The sequence below is a fragment of the Phytobacter palmae genome (assembly GCF_039409775.1).
In the GTDB taxonomy this organism is placed as follows: Bacteria; Pseudomonadota; Gammaproteobacteria; order Enterobacterales; family Enterobacteriaceae; genus Phytobacter; species Phytobacter palmae.
The window spans coordinates 16,973-36,306 of the sequence record NZ_JBCIVJ010000003.1 but is presented as its reverse complement, the minus strand read 5'-3'; the positions used below and the strand labels follow the sequence as shown (position 1 = coordinate 36,306).

The window sequence follows — 19,334 nt, the reverse complement described above, 5'->3', positions numbered from 1 at the left end:
ATAAAGTTACTTTGTTCACAACGGCGTGTTATCAGCCTGTATAAACCCCGCCGGTGACATTGACGCCCTGGCCGGTCATAAAGCGCGCGGCGTCGGAACTTAAAAAGGCCACCACTTCGGCGACATCTTCTGGTGTCTCAAGGCGACCAAGCGGTGTCTGGCGAATATAATCATCGATCACTTGTTCAGGCGTCATGCCGCGCAACTGAGCTTCCCACTGTACTTCCCGGCTCTGCATGCCGGTTTTAACGAATCCTGGACAGACAGCGTTCACGCGGATCCCGTCTGCGGCCAGCTCCCGCGCCAGTGCCTGGGTCCAGCCGAGTACGGCAAATTTGCTGGCGGAGTAGTGGGCCAGTAGCGGCGCGCCAACTTTGGCGGCAAGCGAGGCCGTATTTACGATGGTGCCGGATTTGCGCGCCACAAATTTGCGCGCGGCAATCTGGTTAGTCAGGAAAATGCCCCGGGTGTTGACGTCAAAATTAAAATCCCACTCATCATCTGTTATCGCCAGGGCCTTTTGCATGGTTGATACGCCCGCATTGGCGATCAGCAGGTCATAGTCCCCCAGTGTTTTATCTACCCAGCCGAATCCTTCTTCGACAGACTCACGTAAACGAACATCCAGATGAAACGCCACTGTGTTCGCGCCCAGTTCGGTTGCCGCTGCCCAGGCCGCTTCTTCGTTAATGTCTCCAATGGCGACCCGCATGCCCTGGCGAATCAGATTACGGGCGATGGCGTAGCCAATACCCGTTGCGCCGCCAGTAACAATCGCCACTTTTCCTTGCAGGTCCGGATAGTGTCCGGACGTCAAATTTGATGTGTGCATGTTCTCTTCCCCTGTGTTGATGATTATTTTTTACACCAATATAACGAACACAACAAAACAAATTTCTTATGATAAAAACAATTGCGATCACAAATTTTGTTTTGTATGTTTGTTTTTGTTAATTTCAATGTTCGGAGTCAGCCGATGACGTACAACGACGCACAGCCTTTCCAGCCCGACGCTCCTCGATCCGGTGTGCGCTTACGTCGTTCGGCTGCATCGCGTCAGAGTGAGGTCATGCAGATGCTGGTTCAGCAAGGTGCGGTGTCCGTACCGGAACTGGCCGCGAGGCTCGCCGTTTCCGAAATGACTATCCGTCGGGATCTGATGGAGATGGAGCAGAAGGGCAGTCTGTGCCGTACGCATGGTGGCGCGGTTTTACCGCAGAGCGCAAACGCAGTGGCGATTGACCAGGTAGAACCAAGTTTTGAGTCCCGGCTTTTACAAAACCACGAAGCTAAGCTGCGCATCGCGGCGGCGGCGGCTGAGCTCGGCAAGAAATTTCGCACGCTGGCACTGGATGTCGGTAGCACGACGTTTCTTGCAGCGCGTTATCTCAGCCAGTGTTCACATTTGAAAATTTTTACTAACAGCATTCGCGTGGCGCATGACATTGCCTCCGCGAAGGCGGAAATCTACCTCGCGGGCGGGCGAATGCGTCCGGATGAAATGTCGACCGGAGGTTCTGCGGCTCTGCACCAGTTTTCCAGCCTGTGGTTCGACATCACTTTTATTGGTGTCTCTGGTCTGACCGCCGAGGGGATTTATGACTACGCCTTTGAGGATGCGGAACTCAAACGTCTCTATCTCAACCGTTCCAGCCTGAAAGTGGTGCTGTGCGATGCCAGTAAGTTTCAACGGATGTCGCTGGTTCACCTCGCCACGCTGGCGCAATTCGACATCCTGATCACCGAGCAGGCGCCGCCGCCCGTGCTGTCGGCGATGCTCGAGGCGGCAAACATTGATGTGATTATCGCGCCTGCGTTGCCGAAAGGCGCGTGATCGCTTTTTTACCATGACATATAAGCCAACACCGGAGAAAGTTATGATCTTTGAATTTTTGGGTAATAAGAAAAAAGCGGTTATCGCAATGGCCCATATTGGCGCGCTGCCAGGCGCGCCGCTGTACGACGCTAAAGGTGGACTCAATAAACTCATCGACGATGTGATAAGCGATGTAGAAAAGCTCCAGGCAGGCGGCGTGGATGCGATTATGTTCGGCAATGAAAATGACCGTCCTTATGTCTTCAAAGCCTCACTGGAAGGCGTCTCTGCCATGTCGGCCGTGGTCCAGGCGGCGAAATCGGTGCTCAGGGTGCCGTTCGGTGTGAACTACCTGTGGGATCCTAACGCCAGCGTCGCTATTGGCGCAGCCACCGGAGCGAGCTTTGTCCGTGAAATTTTCACCGGCGTGTTTGCATCTGATATGGGGATCTGGGAGCCGGATTGCGCCAGCGCCTCTCGCCTGCGCCGCAACCTTGGCCGTGAAGATATGAAATTGCTCTTTAACATCAACGCCGAATTCGCTCATTCTCTGGATGCGCGCCCCATCGAACTGCGTGCGCGTAGTGCCATTTTCTCGTCACTGGCAGACGCGATCCTGGTTTCCGGGCCGATCACCGGTGAACCGGCAGAACACTCCAGTCTGCGTAAGGTCTGCGAAGTGGTGGAGGACGTTCCGGTTTTCGCCAATACCGGCACAAACATCGATAACGTCACTGATATTCTGAGCATCGCCAGCGGTGTGGTCATCGGCACGCACTTTAAGGTCGACGGGCATACATGGAACCAGGTCGATGGGGACCGGGTTAAACGCTTTATGGATGTGGTCGAAAAGCTGCGCTAACCACAACCCTCGGAACGGGAGGATAAGATGCAGTATCTGTTAGGCATTGATATTGGTACGACCTCAACCATCGGCATTCTGATCGGTCTGCCCGACAAGGTGCCCGGTACGGCCTCCCGACCGGTTACCCTTTCGGCCCCGCACAGCGGCTGGACGGAAGAGTCACCGGATCAGTGGTGGGCGAATGTCGGCGAAATTTGCCAGCAACTGCTGGCGCAAAGCGGTGTTGCGGCGAGCGATATCTGTGGTATTGGGGTGACCGGGATGCTGCCTGCCGTGGTCTTGCTGGACAGTGAAGAGCGTCTGCTGCGTCCGAGTATTCAGCAGAGCGACGGCCGCAGCGGCGCACAAGTGCAGCAGATGCGCAGTGAAATGGATAGCCAGCACTTTTTACAGCGCGCCGGAAACGGTATTAACCAGCAACTGGTGGGGGCGAAAATCCGCTGGATTGAACATCATGAACCCGAGGTGTTTGAACGTATTGCCACGGTATTTGGCTCGTATGATTTTATCAACTGGAAGCTTACGGGAGAGAAAATCATCGAGCAGAACTGGGCGCTGGAGGCGGGTTTTGTTGATATCAGCAGCAATACGCTGGATGACGAACTGATCGCCTTTGCCCATATTCCCCGCTATGCGGTTCCTCGTCTGGTTCGTTCTCATGAGATTATTGGCGCGGTGACCGCGCAGGCAGCGGCCTGGACCGGGCTCAGTGAGGGCACGCCGGTGATTGGCGGCGCGGCGGATTTGATTGCGTCAGCGCTCGGTGCGGGTGTCACCTCCCCCGGCGATGTGCTGCTTAAATTCGGCGGTTCGGTGGATATTTTGACCGTCACGGAAACCGCTAACCCGGACCCGCGCTTGTATCTGGATTATCATCTTGTGCCGGGTTGCTATATGCCAAACGGCTGTATGTCGACCGGCGGTTCGGGACTGAACTGGTTTGTGCAGAACTTCGCGGCGCAGCATGAAGCGGCGGCACGTGAAAAAGGAATGAGTCTTCACCAATATCTGGATTCGCTGGCTGAAAACCGCCCGGCGGGCAGTGATGGCCTGATTTTCCTGCCCTATTTTCTGGGGGAGAAAACTCCGTTACATGACCCGAATGCCCGCGGCATTCTCTTTGGCCTGACGCTCAGCCACGACGCGGGTCATGTCTGGCGTGCGCTGCTCGAATCCTACGCCTATGCCATCAAACACCATATCGACACGCTGGTGGATATCGGCTATCCGGTTAAACGCTATATCGTGTCTGACGGCGGTTCGGCAAGCAAACTGTGGATGCAGATTGTCGCCGATGTGCTGGGTGAACCGCTCAGTCGCCTCGATGGGCACCCCGGCTCTTGCCTGGGAGCTGCCTGGACGGCGGCGATTGGTGTCGGGGTATCGTCAGACTGGAAGGGGGCCAGCGCATGGGTCAACCTCAAAGATGTGATTACGCCACGGCCTGAACATGCCGATGTTTACCACCAGGGATACCCGCGCTTCCGCCAGCTTTATGAAGCCTGCCGTCCACTGACCCGCCAGGAGACACCATGAAATTTACCGCCATTGCCTGGGACGTTGACGGCACGCTGGTCGATAGCGAACCACTCCATCACCGGGCACTGCTGGCTGCCTGCCGTCGCTTCGGCCTGGATCTGAGCCATATTCCCGAGACGCGCTTTTACGGCGTGCACATTAACGATGTCTGGCAGGCCCTGCGAGCAGATCTGCCTGCCGGATTGGACCAGGATGTGTGGCTGGCGGCGATCGAGGATTACTATCATGACCACAGCCATGAGCTGGTCGCCATCCCCGGCAGTCGTGAAACCATCCGCAAGCTGGCGGCGAAAGGCGTCAAACAGGCCTGTGTGTCAAATTCGTGCCGACGTATCGTCGAAGCAAATCTTCAGGCGCTGGGGGTTCGTGAGTGTATTGATGTGGTGGTGACGCTGGATGATGTACACCATGGCAAACCGGCGCCCGAACCTTATCAGCATGCGCTGGGGGCCTTCGGACTGCCTGCGGCGGCGGTACTGGCGGTAGAAGACAGCCCGACCGGGATGCGCTCCGCGCAGGCCGCCGGTATGCATGTCGCGTTTTACGGCGCATCACCCGCTTCTGAGCCGGGGGTAACAGAAATCACCTCCCTGGCGCAGATCCTCGACTGGTTTTAATTCGCACAGTTTCGCGCGGGGCAGCGATGTTCCGCGCAACGAAATGAACAAATTCGAACAAATTTAGTTTTAAATCACACCACTTCCCCGTAATATTGTGAGCTATATCGTTTAAGCCACCCTCAACCCGAAACAGAGTATCTATTGTCATGTCAGCGAAACCCGAGATTCAGGCCCGTTATCTTCCCCAGGAACGTAAAAAACGGATCCTTAGCATGCTGGTCGAACAGGGGCGCGTGACAGTGGTGGATATCTCAGCGGAGCTGGCGGTCTCGGAGATGACAGTTCGCCGCGATCTCGCTGAACTGGAATCCGAGGGTAAACTCAGCCGGGTACACGGCGGTGCGGTACTGACCGAAACAGTCAGCCAGCCGATTATGGATCCGCTTCCGGCGCATTTTGACGCACGTCTCTCGCTGCACCGGGAGAGCAAAATGCGCATTGCCCGCATGGCCGCCGAAGTGGCCGGGCGCTATCAGAGTGTGGCGCTTGATATCGGCACCACCACTCTGTTTATGGTTGACGAGCTGGTGAAGCATGAGCGTCTGAAAATATTTACCAACAGTGTGCGTATCGCCCATGCGCTGGGCCGCTATGCGCAGGCGCCGGAAGTCTATCTGGCAGGGGGAATGATGCGCGATGACGAGATGGCAATTGTCGGGCCGTCCGCCATTGAGCAGTTCCAGCAATTCTGGTTTGATATTGCGTTTATCGGCGCATCCGGCATTACCAGCCAGGGTATTTACGATAGCGCGCTGGATGAGACGGAGATGAAACGGGTGTTAATTCGCCGTTCCGGCTTCAAAGTGCTGCTCTGCGACAGTGCGAAATTTCAGCATATGTCGCTGGTGCAGGTGGCACAGTGGCAGGATATCGATCTGCTGATCACCGATAGCGCACCGCCTGCGGTACTGGCGACAGCCCTTGAACTGGCGAATGTGCAGGTGATGATTGCTCCCTGAGCCTTAAGCCCGCTGTTCTGTTAGTGCGCCGGATGAGATCTCGTTCAGTAGTGCCCGCACGCCTTCTATGGGGAGCGCTTTAGAAAAATACCAGCCCTGTGCGCGGGCGTGGGGAAACCATCGGCCGATGCAGGCCAGGTGTTCAGCGAATTCAACCCCTTCAAAGATGAGCCTGTAAGGCTTTTCATACAATGCCCTGCACATGTTCAGTATGCTTACTCCGCGAACATCGTTTACGCACAGCGCCTGAGTAAGGAATTTATCAATTTTGACATCCGTAACGGGAAGGCTGAGCAATCTTTCGTGATTCGAACAACCTTTACCAAAATCGTCCAGCGCGAGGTGAAAACCGTGCTGCCTGAACTGCACTGCGTTGTCGATAAGTGCCCGGGTGTCGTTGCAACTGACCTCTGTTATCTCCAGCACGATGGACGAGGCATCAAGCTGATGACGGGCAAGCTCATTGAGCAGCGTTTTCTTAAATGAGTCTGAATTCAGATCGCCTGGTGTGATGTTCAGATTTAATAAAAGAGAGTGCCGGGAAAGTAATGTTGCCATTTCGGCAATGGCTTTTTTAATAACATAGAGCGAAACGGTACTCATCAACCCATTTTCAACGGCGAGCCCAATCACTGTTTCCGGACAGACACGTCCAAATTGTGAATCACGCCAGCGTAATAATGCTTCAAATCCGACAACCTTTTTTGTGAGGGCAGAATAAATAGGTTGGTAGTGAAGGTTGATATTATTGGCAAGTAATGCATGCTTTAATCGACAAAGCATCTTTGGCTCCATGATAAGCACTAGTGCTTCTTTCTGTGATAGCAGGCAATAAATTCATAAAGTTCGAGTTTACTGTTCAGATTGAATTTATTCATAATATTATTTTTATGACTGATAGCCGTCTTGTAGGTAATGCCAATACGATCCGCTATATCATTCATTCCCATACAGGCGTTTAAGCCGTAGGCAATTTTCTCCTGAGTAAAAGAGAGAGCCTTGTAGTTGCAGTTGATACAGGAGTAAGCGCATTTCCCTGCGCTTTTGGCGCGTTCTTTTGCAGCAGGATTACCGCGAATGGCTTTGACAATGACATCGTAAACCACAGACGAACGTTCTTTGCGGAGAAATAACTGTGCGTCTTTAATGCAGTCAGGCAGACTATGTCTGGCTGGAATAGTATCCCCTGCGACAAATATAAACGTTTTCACTGACTTTTTTCTATTGATTAACTCCTTAAAACATAAGTAATATTCTCCCGCACATACGGTCATGAAAATAAAATCGGCTTTATGAATGTTCTCAGCGCTAAAATCCCAGGAAAGAGAAGGTGAAGAGACATTGCATTGTTTAATGGCGTCACGAATTAAACCGACGATCCCAGTTGAGAATAATGTGTCATTATCAATATTTATTAAGAATTTCATTCCCTTGAAACCTCTGGGCATCCTGGTGTTAGCTGGTTTATTCTATATACCTGAATAAAACAAAAGCAATAAATCTCTCATAATCTTAAAGAAAATAAGAATTAATCAATTTGACTTAGGAAAAATCCTAATAGATATTCAATATCTACCGGGGTGTCAATGTAAAATAAAATACCATGCTATTGGTAAGGCTATGTCAAGAAAGGTATGTGATTGATCTCTTTTATCCGCAATATTAAGTGGTAATGGACTGATGTGGGTGCAAATAACTTTTAAAAATAATGATAATAATTCTTGTAGAGGTTAAACATAGCCATAAATTAAAACCTGCACATTACGCATGCGCAGGTTTTCTGTTTAGCCCTGATAAGTGCGGACCGGGGCTGTTGCCGTATCCAGCCATGCGCGCGCCACGCTGTCGACCAGCGGCGAAAGTGTGGCGCGAACCTGCTCGTGGTAGGTGTCCAGCCACTGTTTTTCCTCGTCTGAAAGCAGTGTCCACTCGACCTGACTGAGATCAATGGGCACCAGCGTCAGCGATGAGAAGCGGCAGAATCCAGGCTGGCTTTCCACGACTTCCACCTGGTTTTCAATGCGAATGCCATAGCGATCGGCCAGATAATAGCCCGGTTCGATAGTCATGATATTCCCGGCGACCAGCGGCCACGGATTAACCTTTTTGGCAATGCGTTGTGGTTGTTCATGTATTAACAGCTGATGCCCCACACCATGCCCGGTGCCGTGATCGAAATCGAGACCTAACTGCCATAATGCGCGTCGGGCAAAAGCATCGATTTGATGCCCCTGCGTGCCGCTCGGGAACTGCAGCGTCAACATCGACAAAAAGCCTTTCAGCACAGCGGTATAGTGCAAACGCTGCTCAGCAGACAGGGGACCAAATGCCAGGGTGCGCGTGGCATCGGTTGTGCCATTGCGATACTGGCCGCCCGAGTCGTTAAGGTAGAAATTGCTACGGGTAATAGCGGCATTGGTAGCTTCGCTGGAGTGATAGTGGCACATCGCGGCGTTGCTGGCAGAGGCGGAAATGGTACTAAAGCTCTGTTCAATAAAGCCAGCCTGTTGCTGGCGGAAAGCCAGCTGTTTTGCCTGCGCTTCCAGCTCGGTCAGCGGGCGGCCTGCGGCCTCACGCGCCGGAACTTCACGTGCCAGCCATGCCAGAAAGTTAACCCAGGCCGCGCCATCCTGACGGTGGCTGTCACGATACCCCTCCAGTTCAACAGGGTTTTTGTGCGCTTTGATAAACGTGATGGGATCTGTATGCCAGACCACTTCGCCACCATTGTGCTCGATAGCAAAACGCAGAGCGACCGGGGCGTAATCCGCATCCAGCATCACTTTTTTGCCAGCCGCCGCCTGTTGGCAGTGAGGCAGAAAATCGGTCCATGCGGAGATCCGCAGGGAGGATTTCAGGTCATTCGATAAAGCATGGGTTTTTGCCGCATCGATAAACCACTCCATCTCTCCGTCACGGCTGAGCAGGGCGAAGGAGTGAGCGACCGGGTTCATCGCCACATCTGAGCCGCGAATATTCAAAAGCCAGGCGATGTTATCAGGCTGGGTAATAGCCAGCAGATCGACATCTTCCTTTACCAGAACCTGCGCAATACGTGCTCGTTTAGCTGCACTGCTTTCACCGCTTATCACCAGCGGCATTTCGCGGATCTCCCCGCAGGGGGCCGGGGGACGGTCATGCCAGATAGCATCAAAGGGATCGTTACTTAACGCCACCAGTTCACAATGGGTAGCCTCCAGCGCGGTAAACTGGCTATTGACCATCAGCAACGGCTCAAATGCGATACGACTGCCAGCGGGAAGCGAATCGTTAAGCCACTGCGCCAGCGGTTCATTATGCAGATGGTGGATTTCAAAGGCATTGAGATCCACCTCCTGACGAACCTGCACCTGGTAGCGTCCGTCAACAAACATCAGCGCCCGATCGCGCAGTATCAGCGCCAGACCTGCTGAGCCGCTAAAGCCAGTCAGCCAGGCCAGTTTGTTATCGTGCGGCGCGCAGTCTTCGCTCTGGTAGGCATCGGCGCGTGGCACAATCATGCCATCAACATCCATGGCCGCCAGTTGCGTGCGCAGTGCCGCCAGCGGTGTTGGGGTTTGCATAAGAATCCTTCCTTATTGTTAGCGGAACGGGGGTTCGTTAAACGTACGCAATTTTCGTGAATGCAACCGGTCGCCTTCTGACCGCAGCAGGTCAATGGCGCGAATACCAATCTGCAGGTGTTCGGAAATCGCCCCTTCGTAAAAACGGTTGGCCTGGCCGGGTAGCTTTATTTCGCCATGCAGCGGTTTATCAGAGACACACAGCAGCGTGCCATACGGTACGCGAAAGCGATAACCCTGGGCGGCAATGGTGGCGCTTTCCATGTCGATAGCCACCGCGCGGCTCAGGTTAAAACGCAGCGCCGATGCGGAATAACGCAGCTCCCAGTTACGGTCGTCAGTGGTGACCACGGTGCCGGTACGCAGGCGCTGTTTGACCTCCTCGCCGGGCATGCCGCTCACCTCTTTGGTGGCGTCGTACAAGGCGCGCTGCACTTCTGCAATGCTTGGAATGGGGATATCCGGCGGCAGCACGGCATCCAGCACGTGGTCATCACGTAAATAAGCATGTGCCAGCACATAGTCGCCAATCGACTGGCTCTCACGCAGGCCGCCGCAGTGGCCAATCATCATCCACACATCCGGGCGCAACACGGCAAGGTGGTCACAAATGGTTTTCGCGTTTGACGGGCCGACGCCAATGTTAATCAGAGTAATGCCCTGACCGTCGGCGGTGATCAAGTGCCAGGCTGGCATCTGGTGTTTTTTCCACGCCAGATCGGAGATGGCCTCCTCTGGCGCGTCGGTATCAGCGGTGACCCAGTGGCCGCCCGCGCAGGAGAGCGCAATGTAGGGGCTTTCCGGGTCCAGAATCTGACTACATCCCCAGCGGACAAATTCATCTACATAGCGGGTGTAGTTGGTGAACAGCACGAAGGGCTGGAAATGTTCCACCGGCGTACCGGTGTAATGGCGCAGACGGGCCAGCGAGAAATCCACGCGGCGGGCATCGAAATGTGACAGCGGATAGAGCTCGGTAGGGTGGAATAAACCATCGGCGGTTTCATCGCCAATTTGCGCCAGTTCGGTGGTGGGGAAATGGCGTGTCAGCCCGGCGCTCATTGAACGATCCAGTGTCAACTCCGAACCGTCAATGACATAGGGATACGGGATTTCATGCGCAGACAGTCCCACTTCAATATGCGCGCCATAGTCCTGGCACAGCAGCGTGAGTTGTTCATGTAAATAGCTGCGAAACAGGGTGGGGCGGGTGACGGTGGTGGTGTAGCAGCCAGAGTGAGTGAAACGGGCGTAAGCGCGGGTTTTCGGTGGGTTAGTGGCGCTGCCATCCCAGCTTACCGACAGTTCCGGGTAGACGAAAAGGCCATTGGTGCGTGCTTCGTGGGTAGGTAACGTGCCATCTTCGATATAACGACTGATGGCTGCGCGCAGGTTCGACACTGACTGCTCATACAGGGCTTCAAGTTGATCCAGTGCCTGTTCAGGGGTCAGATGTGCACCCTTTTTATTCATCATTAACTCCTTGTTTCACAGGTGTACGGCTGTAAACGATAGTATGTCACAGCTTTATGAAACAATAACTCCGCATAACGGGTTTCGGAGGATACCTGTCCTCAATGCCATAAGGCCATCGCTGCGCATTGAGTATGGCAACTTTAACAGGGCGAAATGGGATCGTGTTGCAGGAACCGGCACGCCGGAGCGCGCCGGGGGGCAGCATTAGCCGTTGATTTTCACCAGGGTACGGCCCTGAATTTTGTTGCTCAGGAAATCGGCGGCAAACGCCGGAGCTTGTTCCAGTCCAATTTCGGTTGATGCCTGCTGGTAGTAGCTTTCCGGCAACAGACTGGCCAGACGCGCCCAGACCGCTGCGCGTTCTTCGGTCGGCACCATCACCGAATCCACACCCTGCAGGCGAACGTTACGCAGAATAAACGGCATTACGGTGCCCGGCAGATCGAAGCCACCCGCCAGGCCGCAGGCGGCAACACAGCCACGGTAGTTAGTTTGCGCCAGTACTTTTGCCAGCACTTTGCTGCCAACGGTATCAACGGCACCAGCCCACAGTTGTTTCTCCAGCGGTCGGGTTTCTTCGAAATCGCTGCGTGGTAAAATTTCATCTGCACCTAACTGGCGCAGGAAATCGTGGGTCGATTCACGACCAGAAACCGCCACAACGGTGTAACCCAGCGCTTTCAACAGTACAACAGCAGTACTGCCAACGCCGCCGCTGGCTCCAGTGACCAGCACTTTGCCGCTTTGCGGTTTCACGCCTGCTTCAACCAGCGCATCCACGCACAGCATGGCGGTAAAGCCTGCGGTACCTATAATCATCGCGTTGCGCGCGCTAAGCGCGTCTGGCAGAGAAACCAGCCAGTCACCTTTAACACATGCCTGTGCGGCCAGGCCGCCCCAGTGGTTTTCACCCACGCCCCAACCGGTGAGGATCACCTGTTGGCCCGGGATAAAGCGCGGATCGCGGCTTTCGCTGACGCGCCCGGAGAAATCAATACCCGGCACCATCGGGAACTGCCGAATAATTTTCCCTTTGCCGGTAATGGCCAGCGCGTCTTTGTAATTAAGGCTGGACCAGTCGATGTCGACCAACACATCGCCATCGGCGAGGGCGGGCAGAGTGATCTCTTTCACGGCTGCCAGGGTTTTATTTTCAATCTGTTCCAGAACTAAAGCTTTCATGACTGAGTTTTCCTCGTCTGACTGTGGTTTTCGGCGCCAGGGCCGTCCTGTGCAGGTGTTATTTTTGAGTAATGCTGTGCAAAAAGAATTCCCAGTACTGATTCAGCGGGTCGGCGGACTGGAACAATTTGGCGCGCATCACCGCGCCTTCCCAGCCGGACCAGAACACCCGTGCCAGTTTATCCGGCGAGGCATCCTGCGGGATAACACCTTGCGTCTGCGCCTCGCTAAAGCAACGGGCGACGCGCGTTTCCCACTCTTCGAGGATCGCTGTTAATCGTTGGGGGAACTCTTCGGGTAAGAGAGGGGACTCCTGTAACAGGTTGCCAACAAGGCAACCCCGGCGGAACTGGTATTTCGCCATGCCCTTACCCGCATGAAGAACAAAAGCCGTCATCCGTTCAAGTGGCGGTACGGTGGAATCATGCAGAAACTTGTCCAGCTTATGGGCGAAAAAAGAACCGTAGGCCGCAAGCACCGCCAGGCCAAATTCCTGTTTGCTCTTAAAGCAGTGGTAAAACGATCCCTTCGGCACGGCGATATTTTTTATGACCGCATCGATACCTGCAGACAAATACCCTGTCTCCGTCAACACCGCCAGGCCCGAGCGAATCAGCTCCTCGCGGGTGTCGGTAAAGGGACGTTCGACCTTCGGAGGTCTGCCACGACGGGGCTTTTGCGCAACGACCGTTTCGTTACCCATGATTTAGACCGATTGGTTTTAATTGGCCGAAAGCCTACGCGCAATTGCAATGTTAAGCAAGCGAAGAAGGGCGCTACATTCTGTACTTGTCAGTTGCGGTATGAACCCTGAGCATTAGCGAGACAGGGACAAAAAAGACTATGATTAGGCTACGCCTGTCGCATCTGAGGAAAGGAAATCATGCGTCGTATAAAACTATTTTATGGCCTCTTTATTTTGCTCGTCAGCCAGAGTGCGCTGGCGGTGAGCTATCCATTGCCGCCAGAAGGGAGTCGGCTGGTCGGCAGCGTACAGGTTGTCACAGTGCCACAAGGCAATACGTTGCCGCTGGAAGCCTTTGCCGCGCAGTACGGCCAGGGGCTGAGCAATATGCTGGAGGCCAATCCCGATGTTGATCCCTTCCTGCCAAAAGCGGGCTCCACGCTGGTGATACCGCAGCAGATTATTTTGCCTGACACCGTTCGCCAGGGCATTGTCGTCAATGTCGCCGAAATGCGCCTTTACTATTATCCCAAAGAGAGCAATACGGTAGAGATCCTGCCGATCGGCATTGGCCAGGCAGGTCGTGAAACGCCGCGTAACTGGGTTACCGCAGTGGAACGTAAGCAGGAGGGGCCTACCTGGTCTCCTACGCCGAATACCCGGCGTGAATACGCCAAAGAGGGGAAAACGCTGCCCGCGATGGTACCTGCCGGGCCGGATAACCCGATGGGGCTATATGCCATTTATATCGGTAAGCTTTATGCCATTCATGGGACCAATGCCAATTTTGGTATCGGGCTGCGCGTAAGCCAGGGCTGCATTCGTCTGCGTAACGACGACATCAAATATCTCTTTGACAACGTGCCGGTGGGTACCCGTGTGCAGTTGATTGACCAGCCGGTGAAAGCCACTGTGGAGCCGGACGGCAGCCGCTGGATTGAAGTTCATGAGCCGCTGTCGCGTAATCGCGCCGAGTTTGAGTCCACAAATAAAGTTCCGTTGCCTCTGACACCGGCACTGCATGCCGTCATTAAAGGCGAGGGCGTTGATGCCCTGAGGGCGGCGCAGGTGCTGGAGCGCCGCTCCGGGATGCCTGTGAACATCAGCGAGCCCACGCACAGCAATGGTTTGAGCAAAGAACAGCTGTAAACCCCGCATAAAAAAAGCCCGCATCTGAGCGGGCCCTGGCAGCATAGGTACTCAGGAATGCCCGGTCAACGCAAGCGTAGCCGGGCAAACTTGCTTATGCGGTGGTATTAACGTGACGACCAATTGATGGATTTGCCGGCACCTGAGGTATCTGATTAATGATACCGGTTGCCGTCGCCTCCTGGTTATCCAGCGCTTTTCTCAGGACAATGGTGCTGACCCGGTTCTGGAGGTTATAAGCACTGAGACTGGTCGATAATGATGCGATTTGTAATGTATCCATTTCGATCATCCTATTGTTAACAAACAAAAAATCTAACAGTGCGAGGACAAAGCCTCACAGTATTATCGGCATGTCACGGCAAAACATTAGTAAAGAATAAGTGGTCCGCTGACTGGTCGTATTAAGGGAGGCTTGCGTTGAAAAACAAAAACCCGCTTAAGTTGCCTTAAGCGGGTTTTCTGAATCTGGCTCCTCTGACTGGACTCGAACCAGTGACATACGGATTAACAGTCCGCCGTTCTACCGACTGAACTACAGAGGAATCGTGTGAACGGGGCGCATATTAACGATGCCAGATCGCCTTGTCAAAGGCTGCAATACTTTTCATGTACTGTTTGCTGACTATTTCAACAATGTGCCTGCAAGAAAGGCAATTTGCCGAGCGCTTGCACCATCATGAGGCAGAGGAGTCTCTTATGGGGCATCAGGCAAACCACTGTTTCAGTAATCACATCCCCTGTGATTATCAGAATCTCTTATTATCCAGCCTGTTAGCGATGGTCGGATGACTTATCTAAAACTGGCAAGCATATTGCAACTCCTCCGACAACATGACTGCCGGCGTTGGCACTGGTATTCCGAACAGGAGGCAAAATGAACTTAAGACGCCTGAAATACTTCGTAAAAATCGTCGATATCGGCAGCCTGACTCAGGCCGCTGAGGTACTGCATATCGCGCAGCCCGCGCTGAGCCAGCAGGTGGCTACGCTGGAGGGTGAACTGGATCAACAACTGCTGATTCGCACCAAGCGCGGCGTGACACCGACCGAGGCGGGCAAGATCCTCTATGCTCATGCGCGGACTATCCTGCGTCAGTGCGAACAGGCACAGTTGGCGGTGAACAATGTAGGGCAATGTCTGCGTGGACAGGTCTCTATCGGGCTTGCGCCGGGAACGGCAGCCTCTTCCGTTACGATGCCGTTGCTGCAGGCGGTGCGCTCAGAATTACCGGAAGTTACCGTCTATTTGCATGAAAACAGCGGCACGGTACTGAACGATAAACTCCTCAGTGGTCAACTCGATATGGCCGTGCTGTATGAGCGCGCGCCGGGTTCCGGTATCACCAGCTTACCGCTGCTAAAAGAGGATCTTTATCTGGTTGGTACACGCGATTGTCCAGGCCAAAGCGTTGATTTGACTGCAGTTGCGGAGATGAATCTGTTCCTGCCACGTGATTACAGCGCGGTGCGTCTGCGTGTTGATGAAGCATTCTCATTGCGTCGTCTGACGGCAAAAATCATCGGTGAAATCGAGTCGATCGCCACCCTGACGGCGGCAATTGCCAGTGGTATGGGGGTGACGGTGCTGCCGGAATCTGCTGCCCGTTCCCTGAGCAGTGCGGCCAATGGCTGGATGGCGCGTATTACCACGCCGTCGATGACGTTACCGCTCTCTCTGAACGTTTCTGCCCGCGGCACGCTCTCCCCGCAGGCACAGGCGGTAAAAGATATTCTTATGTCTCTGGTAAGTCGTCCGGCCATGGATAGCCAGGAGCTACAGCTGGTGAGTTAACCGTTATTCCATTACGGAATAACATGCTGGTTTTTATTATTTGTTCTGCCAGGCCTCAGACTTTAACAATAGCGTTATGTCTGATGGCCCTGGAGGGAAGGGTGAATTTCCAGCAACTGAAAATTATCCGGGAAGCGGCGCGCCGGGATTATAATCTCACCGAAGTCGCCAACATGCTCTATACATCGCAATCCGGGGTGAGTCGTCATATCCGCGAGCTTGAAGAAGAGCTGGGGATTGAGATTTTCATCCGCCGGGGCAAACGGCTGCTGGGTATGACCGAGCCGGGTAAAGCGCTGTTGGTGATAGCCGAACGTATTCTCAATGAGGCGAGCAATGTGCGCCGCCTCGCTGACCTTTTCACAAATGATACATCCGGTGTGCTGACGATTGCGACAACGCATACACAGGCCCGCTACAGTTTGCCCACGGTCATTAAATCGTTCCGTGCGCTGTTCCCGGAAGTCCGTCTGGAACTGATTCAGGGAACGCCGCAGGAGATTGAGACGCTGCTGCACAATGGTGGCGCTGATATTGGCATCGCCAGTGAGCGACTCAGTAATGACAATACGCTCGCCGCCTTTCCCTGGTTTCGCTGGCACCACAGCCTGCTGGTACCGAAAGATCATCCATTGCTGCAAACATCCCCGCTCACTCTGGAAGAGATAAGCCGTTGGCCGCTTATCACCTACCGGCAGGGGATAACTGGACGTTCCCGTATTGATGAAGCTTTTGGTCGTAAGGGGCTGTTGCCTGATATCGTGCTCAGCGCCCAGGATTCGGATGTCATCAAAACCTACGTTGAGCTGGGGCTGGGGGTCGGGCTGGTGGCCGAGCAGTCGAGCGGGGAGAACGAAGAGGGCAAACTGGTGCGTCTGGACACGCGTCATCTGTTCGATGCGAATACCGTCTGGCTTGGTCTTAAACGTGGTCAACTGCAGCGCAATTACGTCTGGCGTTTTATTGAACTCTGTAATGCAGGGTTGTCGGTTGAGGATATCAAACGTCAGGTGATGGAACCGGACGAAGAGGTGATTGATTACCAGATTTGAACACAGCATCCCCCGCGAACAAATGGCGTCGGGGGATGCGCGCATTGCAGGTTATTGCGCGAATTTCAGCAGCGCATCGCCATCAAGACGATAGCGTACCCACTCGCTTTGCGGCACTGCGCCGATACTCAGATAGAAATCAATTGCCGGCTTGTTCCAGTCGAGCACGCTCCATTCCAGACGACCACATTTGCGTTGTACCGCGCATTGCGCAATGTATTTCAACAAGGCTTTGCCTGCCCCGGCGCCGCGATAGTCAGGGGATATGTACAAATCTTCCATATAGATACCGTTGCGTCCGAGCCAGGTAGAGTAGCTGGTGAAGAAGACCGCATAACCCGCCACTTTGCCATCGATCTCGCAGATTAACGCCTCAGTTTTACTGTCGGCGCCAAACAGAGTGGCGCTGATTTCGTCCGGGGTGGTCACTACCTCTTCCGGGGCCTTTTCGTATACCGCCAGTTCATAAATCATGTCAAAGATGGCTTTTGCGTCCGTTGGGCGTGCCTGGCGAATCGTGATGCTCATTGATCTTCCTGTCTGTTATGCGTGGGTTCAAATTGCTGGCGTTAAGCATAAGGGTTATTGTTAAAAGAATTAAGTGCAATGAAATCACTGGTTGATGAATATTATGCATCCTGCTTTACGACGCCTCGATCTGAACCTTTTACCCGTTTTCGATGCCATCTATCGTCACCGTTCCGTCAGAACCGCTGCCGAAGAGCTGGCAATGAGTACTTCTGCACTCAGTCATGCACTCTCACGTCTACGCGTTGCGTTAAACGACCCACTGTTTTACCGCGAGGGCCACCGGATGTGCCCCAGTGTTTATGCGACCCAGATCGCGCCAGCAATTGCCACGGCGCTAAAATCGCTCAATCAGGAGCTGACGCCACAACCTGCATTTGACGCTGCCAGCAGCAGTGACTGCTTTCAGATTGCCATTACGGATTTCACCGCTTTTTGTATTTTCCCGGCCCTGATGAATCGGCTGCAGCAGACGGCTCCTGGCCTGCGTTTTGAGCTGCGCTATTTGCCGCACAGCCCGGCGCTAACAGAGTTGCTTGCCGGGGAGATTGATCTGGCGCTGGGGTTCAGTGCGCCGGATGACGTGGCGCATCCGGAACTGGAAGAAATTGTCTGGTTTGAAGATGAGTATGTTGTTATCAGCAACAACCAGCGCACGCGACTGACGCTGACGGATTACCTTGCGGCCAGGCATCTGGTAGTCACCCCCTGGAACGAGAAGCAGGGTATTTTAGATTTGCAACTGGAACGGATGGGGCATACGCGGCGGGTTACGATAAAAACGCCCTCAATGCTCAGTGCGCCATTCATTATTGAGCAGAGCGACCTGTTGCTCGCTATCCCGCGTTTTGCCGCCGGGAAGATGAAACAAGCGGCGCAGTTAGCTATCTTTGAGCTACCCTTTGCCGTGCCGTCGTTTGAAGTAAAAATCTATTCGCATAAACGTAGTGGTAAGCGGGCGGCAACGGACTGGCTGAAAGGCGAATTGCAGGTGCTGGCAGAGAAGTGGATATGAGGCCAGAAAAGCAAAAACCCGCTTAAGTTGCCTTAAGCGGGTTTTCAAATTTGGCTCCTCTGACTGGACTCGAACCAGTGACATACGGATTAACAGTCCGCCGTTCTACCGACTGAACTACAGAGGAATCGTGTGAACGGGGCGCATACTACTTGCCGCGTTCGTATGTGTCAACACCTAATTTAACTAGCTGATTCAACTGGTGAATTAAAGCGCAGATTGCCTTTTTAGTGCACACGGCTCACGGGGTCATTGGCTGAAAAAGGCCGATCGCGCAGGCGTGATAACGGATCCTGGCCATAAAACTGACAGAAACGTTGCCAGAGCGCCGGGAAACGTGGGGCGAACAATTCAGGTGCGCTGAAAAAATATTCCGATAGTACGGCAAAACACTCCGCAGGGTCGGTTGCCGCATAGGCATCAATACTGGCCGCGCTTTCTCCCACCAGATCGATTTCATCCTGGATGTTTTCCATCGCCGCATGCAGGTCATGCTCCCAGGCCGCGACTTCACGCAAGGGAATGAATGGGATACCGTTTGCCCGGTCACCATTACGGGTGTCCAGTTTGTGGGCGACTTCGTGAATGATAAGGTTAAAACCCGATGCATCGAACGAATCCTGAATATCCAGCCAGTTCAGAACAATGGGGCCTTGTTGCCAGCTTTGCCCCGACTGAACGATGCGCTGGCTATGCACCAGACCAATGCCATCTTCCCATTCGTCGTCAACGACAAATGGAGCAGGGTAGATGAGCACCTCATGGAAACCATCCAGCCATTCAAGGCCGAGTTCAAGTACCGGCAGGCAAAAGAGCATGCTGATACGCGCGCTCTTTAGCGCATCCAGTTCGAAACCTTGCAAGGCAACTAACCGCTTTTGTTGCAAAAAACGGTCTGCAAGTTGAACCAGTTTCTCTTGTTCATCTAAAGAAAGGCTCGCTAACACGGGGATATTTAACGCATCTTCCCATGGGAATTCCGCACCGTGAGAGGCTTCCTTTGTTTTCCAGGGCCACTTAATCATCGCTTTGCTCGCAAACTCGCCACTTGAACCAAATTAACGGGACAGGGTCTGTTAAAATGCCAAAT

The 19,334-nt window shown here is 53.7% G+C and carries 18 protein-coding genes, 2 tRNA genes and 1 pseudogene; 9 read left to right on the top strand and 12 right to left on the bottom strand.

Features of this window, described 5'->3' with window-relative positions:
• Positions 1–31 precede the first annotated feature (31 nt).
• Positions 32–832: an SDR family NAD(P)-dependent oxidoreductase gene (locus AAIG39_RS05365; protein ID WP_343193347.1), complete on the bottom strand. Its 801-nt coding sequence runs from the start codon at positions 830–832 to the stop codon at positions 32–34.
• A gap of 144 nt (positions 833–976) precedes the next feature.
• Here AAIG39_RS05365 and AAIG39_RS05360 point away from each other — a divergent pair, with 144 nt between their 5' ends.
• The 5 genes from AAIG39_RS05360 to AAIG39_RS05340 all read left to right on the top strand — a co-directional run bounded on the left by AAIG39_RS05360 (position 977) and on the right by AAIG39_RS05340 (position 5,799).
• Complete coding sequence (locus tag AAIG39_RS05360) at positions 977–1,834, top strand: DeoR/GlpR family DNA-binding transcription regulator (RefSeq protein WP_090087310.1); 858 nt, start codon at positions 977–979, stop codon at positions 1,832–1,834.
• A gap of 43 nt (positions 1,835–1,877) precedes the next feature.
• Positions 1,878–2,678, top strand: coding sequence for a BtpA/SgcQ family protein (locus tag AAIG39_RS05355; RefSeq protein WP_343193346.1), 801 nt, complete (start codon positions 1,878–1,880; stop codon positions 2,676–2,678).
• Positions 2,679–2,705: 27 nt separating this feature from the next.
• The gene (locus AAIG39_RS05350) at positions 2,706–4,217 is read left to right on the top strand and encodes an FGGY-family carbohydrate kinase (RefSeq protein ID WP_343193345.1); all 1,512 of its coding nucleotides are present in this window, start codon (positions 2,706–2,708) and stop codon (positions 4,215–4,217) included.
• Positions 4,214–4,837, top strand: coding sequence for an HAD family hydrolase (locus AAIG39_RS05345; protein WP_343193344.1), 624 nt, complete (start codon positions 4,214–4,216; stop codon positions 4,835–4,837). Before AAIG39_RS05350 ends, AAIG39_RS05345 begins: the two co-directional genes overlap by 4 nt.
• A gap of 149 nt (positions 4,838–4,986) precedes the next feature.
• A complete protein-coding gene (locus AAIG39_RS05340) occupies positions 4,987–5,799 on the top strand; it encodes a DeoR/GlpR family DNA-binding transcription regulator (protein ID WP_090087297.1) in 813 nt (270 codons plus the stop codon).
• Between the two features lie 3 nt (positions 5,800–5,802).
• On the opposite strand, the gene AAIG39_RS05335 is transcribed toward AAIG39_RS05340, so the two are convergent.
• The 6 genes and pseudogenes from AAIG39_RS05335 to acuR form a co-directional block, all read right to left on the bottom strand.
• A complete protein-coding gene (locus tag AAIG39_RS05335) occupies positions 5,803–6,594 on the bottom strand; it encodes an EAL domain-containing protein (protein WP_343193343.1) in 792 nt (263 codons plus the stop codon).
• A gap of 8 nt (positions 6,595–6,602) precedes the next feature.
• On the bottom strand, positions 6,603–7,226 hold the full coding sequence (locus AAIG39_RS05330; RefSeq protein ID WP_343193342.1) for a helix-turn-helix transcriptional regulator: 624 nt from the start codon (positions 7,224–7,226) through the stop codon (positions 6,603–6,605).
• A gap of 357 nt (positions 7,227–7,583) precedes the next feature.
• A complete protein-coding gene (locus AAIG39_RS05325; protein WP_343193341.1) occupies positions 7,584–9,362 on the bottom strand; it encodes an aminopeptidase P family protein in 1,779 nt (592 codons plus the stop codon).
• An 18-nt stretch (positions 9,363–9,380) separates the two neighbouring features.
• A complete protein-coding gene (locus AAIG39_RS05320) occupies positions 9,381–10,835 on the bottom strand; it encodes an AMP nucleosidase (RefSeq protein WP_090087285.1) in 1,455 nt (484 codons plus the stop codon).
• Positions 10,836–11,042: 207 nt separating this feature from the next.
• Positions 11,043–12,020, bottom strand: coding sequence for an acrylyl-CoA reductase (NADPH) (gene acuI, locus AAIG39_RS05315; RefSeq protein WP_090087282.1), 978 nt, complete (start codon positions 12,018–12,020; stop codon positions 11,043–11,045).
• A pseudogene (gene acuR / locus AAIG39_RS05310) lies at positions 11,995–12,723 on the bottom strand (acrylate utilization transcriptional regulator AcuR); the annotation flags it as partial. The gene acuI and the pseudogene acuR, both read right to left, overlap by 26 nt.
• 180 nt (positions 12,724–12,903) lie before the next feature.
• Between acuR and ldtA the strand changes: the two are divergent.
• Positions 12,904–13,854, top strand: coding sequence for a L,D-transpeptidase (gene ldtA / locus AAIG39_RS05305; RefSeq protein ID WP_249569381.1), 951 nt, complete (start codon positions 12,904–12,906; stop codon positions 13,852–13,854).
• A gap of 94 nt (positions 13,855–13,948) precedes the next feature.
• Here the strand turns inward: ldtA and AAIG39_RS05300 are convergent, their stop codons facing one another.
• The gene (locus tag AAIG39_RS05300) at positions 13,949–14,137 is read right to left on the bottom strand and encodes a YjfB family protein (protein WP_343193340.1); all 189 of its coding nucleotides are present in this window, start codon (positions 14,135–14,137) and stop codon (positions 13,949–13,951) included.
• A gap of 186 nt (positions 14,138–14,323) precedes the next feature.
• A tRNA-Asn gene (locus AAIG39_RS05295) sits at positions 14,324–14,399 on the bottom strand.
• Positions 14,400–14,731: 332 nt separating this feature from the next.
• On the opposite strand from AAIG39_RS05295, the gene nac reads away from it, so the two are divergent.
• Together nac and cbl are read left to right on the top strand one after the other, a co-directional pair.
• The gene (gene nac / locus AAIG39_RS05290) at positions 14,732–15,649 is read left to right on the top strand and encodes a nitrogen assimilation transcriptional regulator NAC (RefSeq protein WP_090087275.1); all 918 of its coding nucleotides are present in this window, start codon (positions 14,732–14,734) and stop codon (positions 15,647–15,649) included.
• 101 nt (positions 15,650–15,750) lie between these two features.
• Entirely contained in the window at positions 15,751–16,701 is a 951-nt protein-coding gene (gene cbl, locus AAIG39_RS05285; protein WP_090087272.1) for an HTH-type transcriptional regulator Cbl, read from the top strand.
• Positions 16,702–16,752: 51 nt separating this feature from the next.
• Here the strand turns inward: cbl and AAIG39_RS05280 are convergent, their stop codons facing one another.
• Entirely contained in the window at positions 16,753–17,229 is a 477-nt protein-coding gene (locus AAIG39_RS05280) for a GNAT family N-acetyltransferase (protein WP_090087270.1), read from the bottom strand.
• Between the two features lie 91 nt (positions 17,230–17,320).
• On the opposite strand from AAIG39_RS05280, the gene AAIG39_RS05275 reads away from it, so the two are divergent.
• A complete protein-coding gene (locus tag AAIG39_RS05275) occupies positions 17,321–18,244 on the top strand; it encodes a LysR family transcriptional regulator (protein WP_343193339.1) in 924 nt (307 codons plus the stop codon).
• 51 nt (positions 18,245–18,295) lie between these two features.
• Here the strand turns inward: AAIG39_RS05275 and AAIG39_RS05270 are convergent.
• Positions 18,296–18,371: transfer RNA gene (locus AAIG39_RS05270), tRNA-Asn, on the bottom strand.
• A 100-nt stretch (positions 18,372–18,471) separates the two neighbouring features.
• A complete protein-coding gene (gene mtfA / locus AAIG39_RS05265; RefSeq protein ID WP_343193338.1) occupies positions 18,472–19,269 on the bottom strand; it encodes a DgsA anti-repressor MtfA in 798 nt (265 codons plus the stop codon).
• Between the last annotated feature and the right edge of the window lie 65 nt (positions 19,270–19,334).

What these genes read in the sequence shown, in the direction of transcription:
- AAIG39_RS05365 (WP_343193347.1), bottom strand. Translation starts at nt 832, where the DNA reads ATGCACACATCAAATTTGACGTCCGGACACTATCCGGACCTGCAAGGA.
- AAIG39_RS05360 (WP_090087310.1), top strand. Translation starts at nt 977, where the DNA reads ATGACGTACAACGACGCACAGCCTTTCCAGCCCGACGCTCCTCGATCC.
- AAIG39_RS05355 (WP_343193346.1), top strand. Translation starts at nt 1,878, where the DNA reads ATGATCTTTGAATTTTTGGGTAATAAGAAAAAAGCGGTTATCGCAATG.
- AAIG39_RS05350 (WP_343193345.1), top strand. Translation starts at nt 2,706, where the DNA reads ATGCAGTATCTGTTAGGCATTGATATTGGTACGACCTCAACCATCGGC.
- AAIG39_RS05345 (WP_343193344.1), top strand. Translation starts at nt 4,214, where the DNA reads ATGAAATTTACCGCCATTGCCTGGGACGTTGACGGCACGCTGGTCGAT.
- AAIG39_RS05340 (WP_090087297.1), top strand. Translation starts at nt 4,987, where the DNA reads ATGTCAGCGAAACCCGAGATTCAGGCCCGTTATCTTCCCCAGGAACGT.
- AAIG39_RS05335 (WP_343193343.1), bottom strand. Translation starts at nt 6,594, where the DNA reads ATGGAGCCAAAGATGCTTTGTCGATTAAAGCATGCATTACTTGCCAAT.
- AAIG39_RS05330 (WP_343193342.1), bottom strand. Translation starts at nt 7,226, where the DNA reads ATGAAATTCTTAATAAATATTGATAATGACACATTATTCTCAACTGGG.
- AAIG39_RS05325 (WP_343193341.1), bottom strand. Translation starts at nt 9,362, where the DNA reads ATGCAAACCCCAACACCGCTGGCGGCACTGCGCACGCAACTGGCGGCC.
- AAIG39_RS05320 (WP_090087285.1), bottom strand. Translation starts at nt 10,835, where the DNA reads ATGAATAAAAAGGGTGCACATCTGACCCCTGAACAGGCACTGGATCAA.
- acuI (WP_090087282.1), bottom strand. Translation starts at nt 12,020, where the DNA reads ATGAAAGCTTTAGTTCTGGAACAGATTGAAAATAAAACCCTGGCAGCC.
- ldtA (WP_249569381.1), top strand. Translation starts at nt 12,904, where the DNA reads ATGCGTCGTATAAAACTATTTTATGGCCTCTTTATTTTGCTCGTCAGC.
- AAIG39_RS05300 (WP_343193340.1), bottom strand. Translation starts at nt 14,137, where the DNA reads ATGGATACATTACAAATCGCATCATTATCGACCAGTCTCAGTGCTTAT.
- nac (WP_090087275.1), top strand. Translation starts at nt 14,732, where the DNA reads ATGAACTTAAGACGCCTGAAATACTTCGTAAAAATCGTCGATATCGGC.
- AAIG39_RS05280 (WP_090087270.1), bottom strand. Translation starts at nt 17,229, where the DNA reads ATGAGCATCACGATTCGCCAGGCACGCCCAACGGACGCAAAAGCCATC.
- mtfA (WP_343193338.1), bottom strand. Translation starts at nt 19,269, where the DNA reads ATGATTAAGTGGCCCTGGAAAACAAAGGAAGCCTCTCACGGTGCGGAA.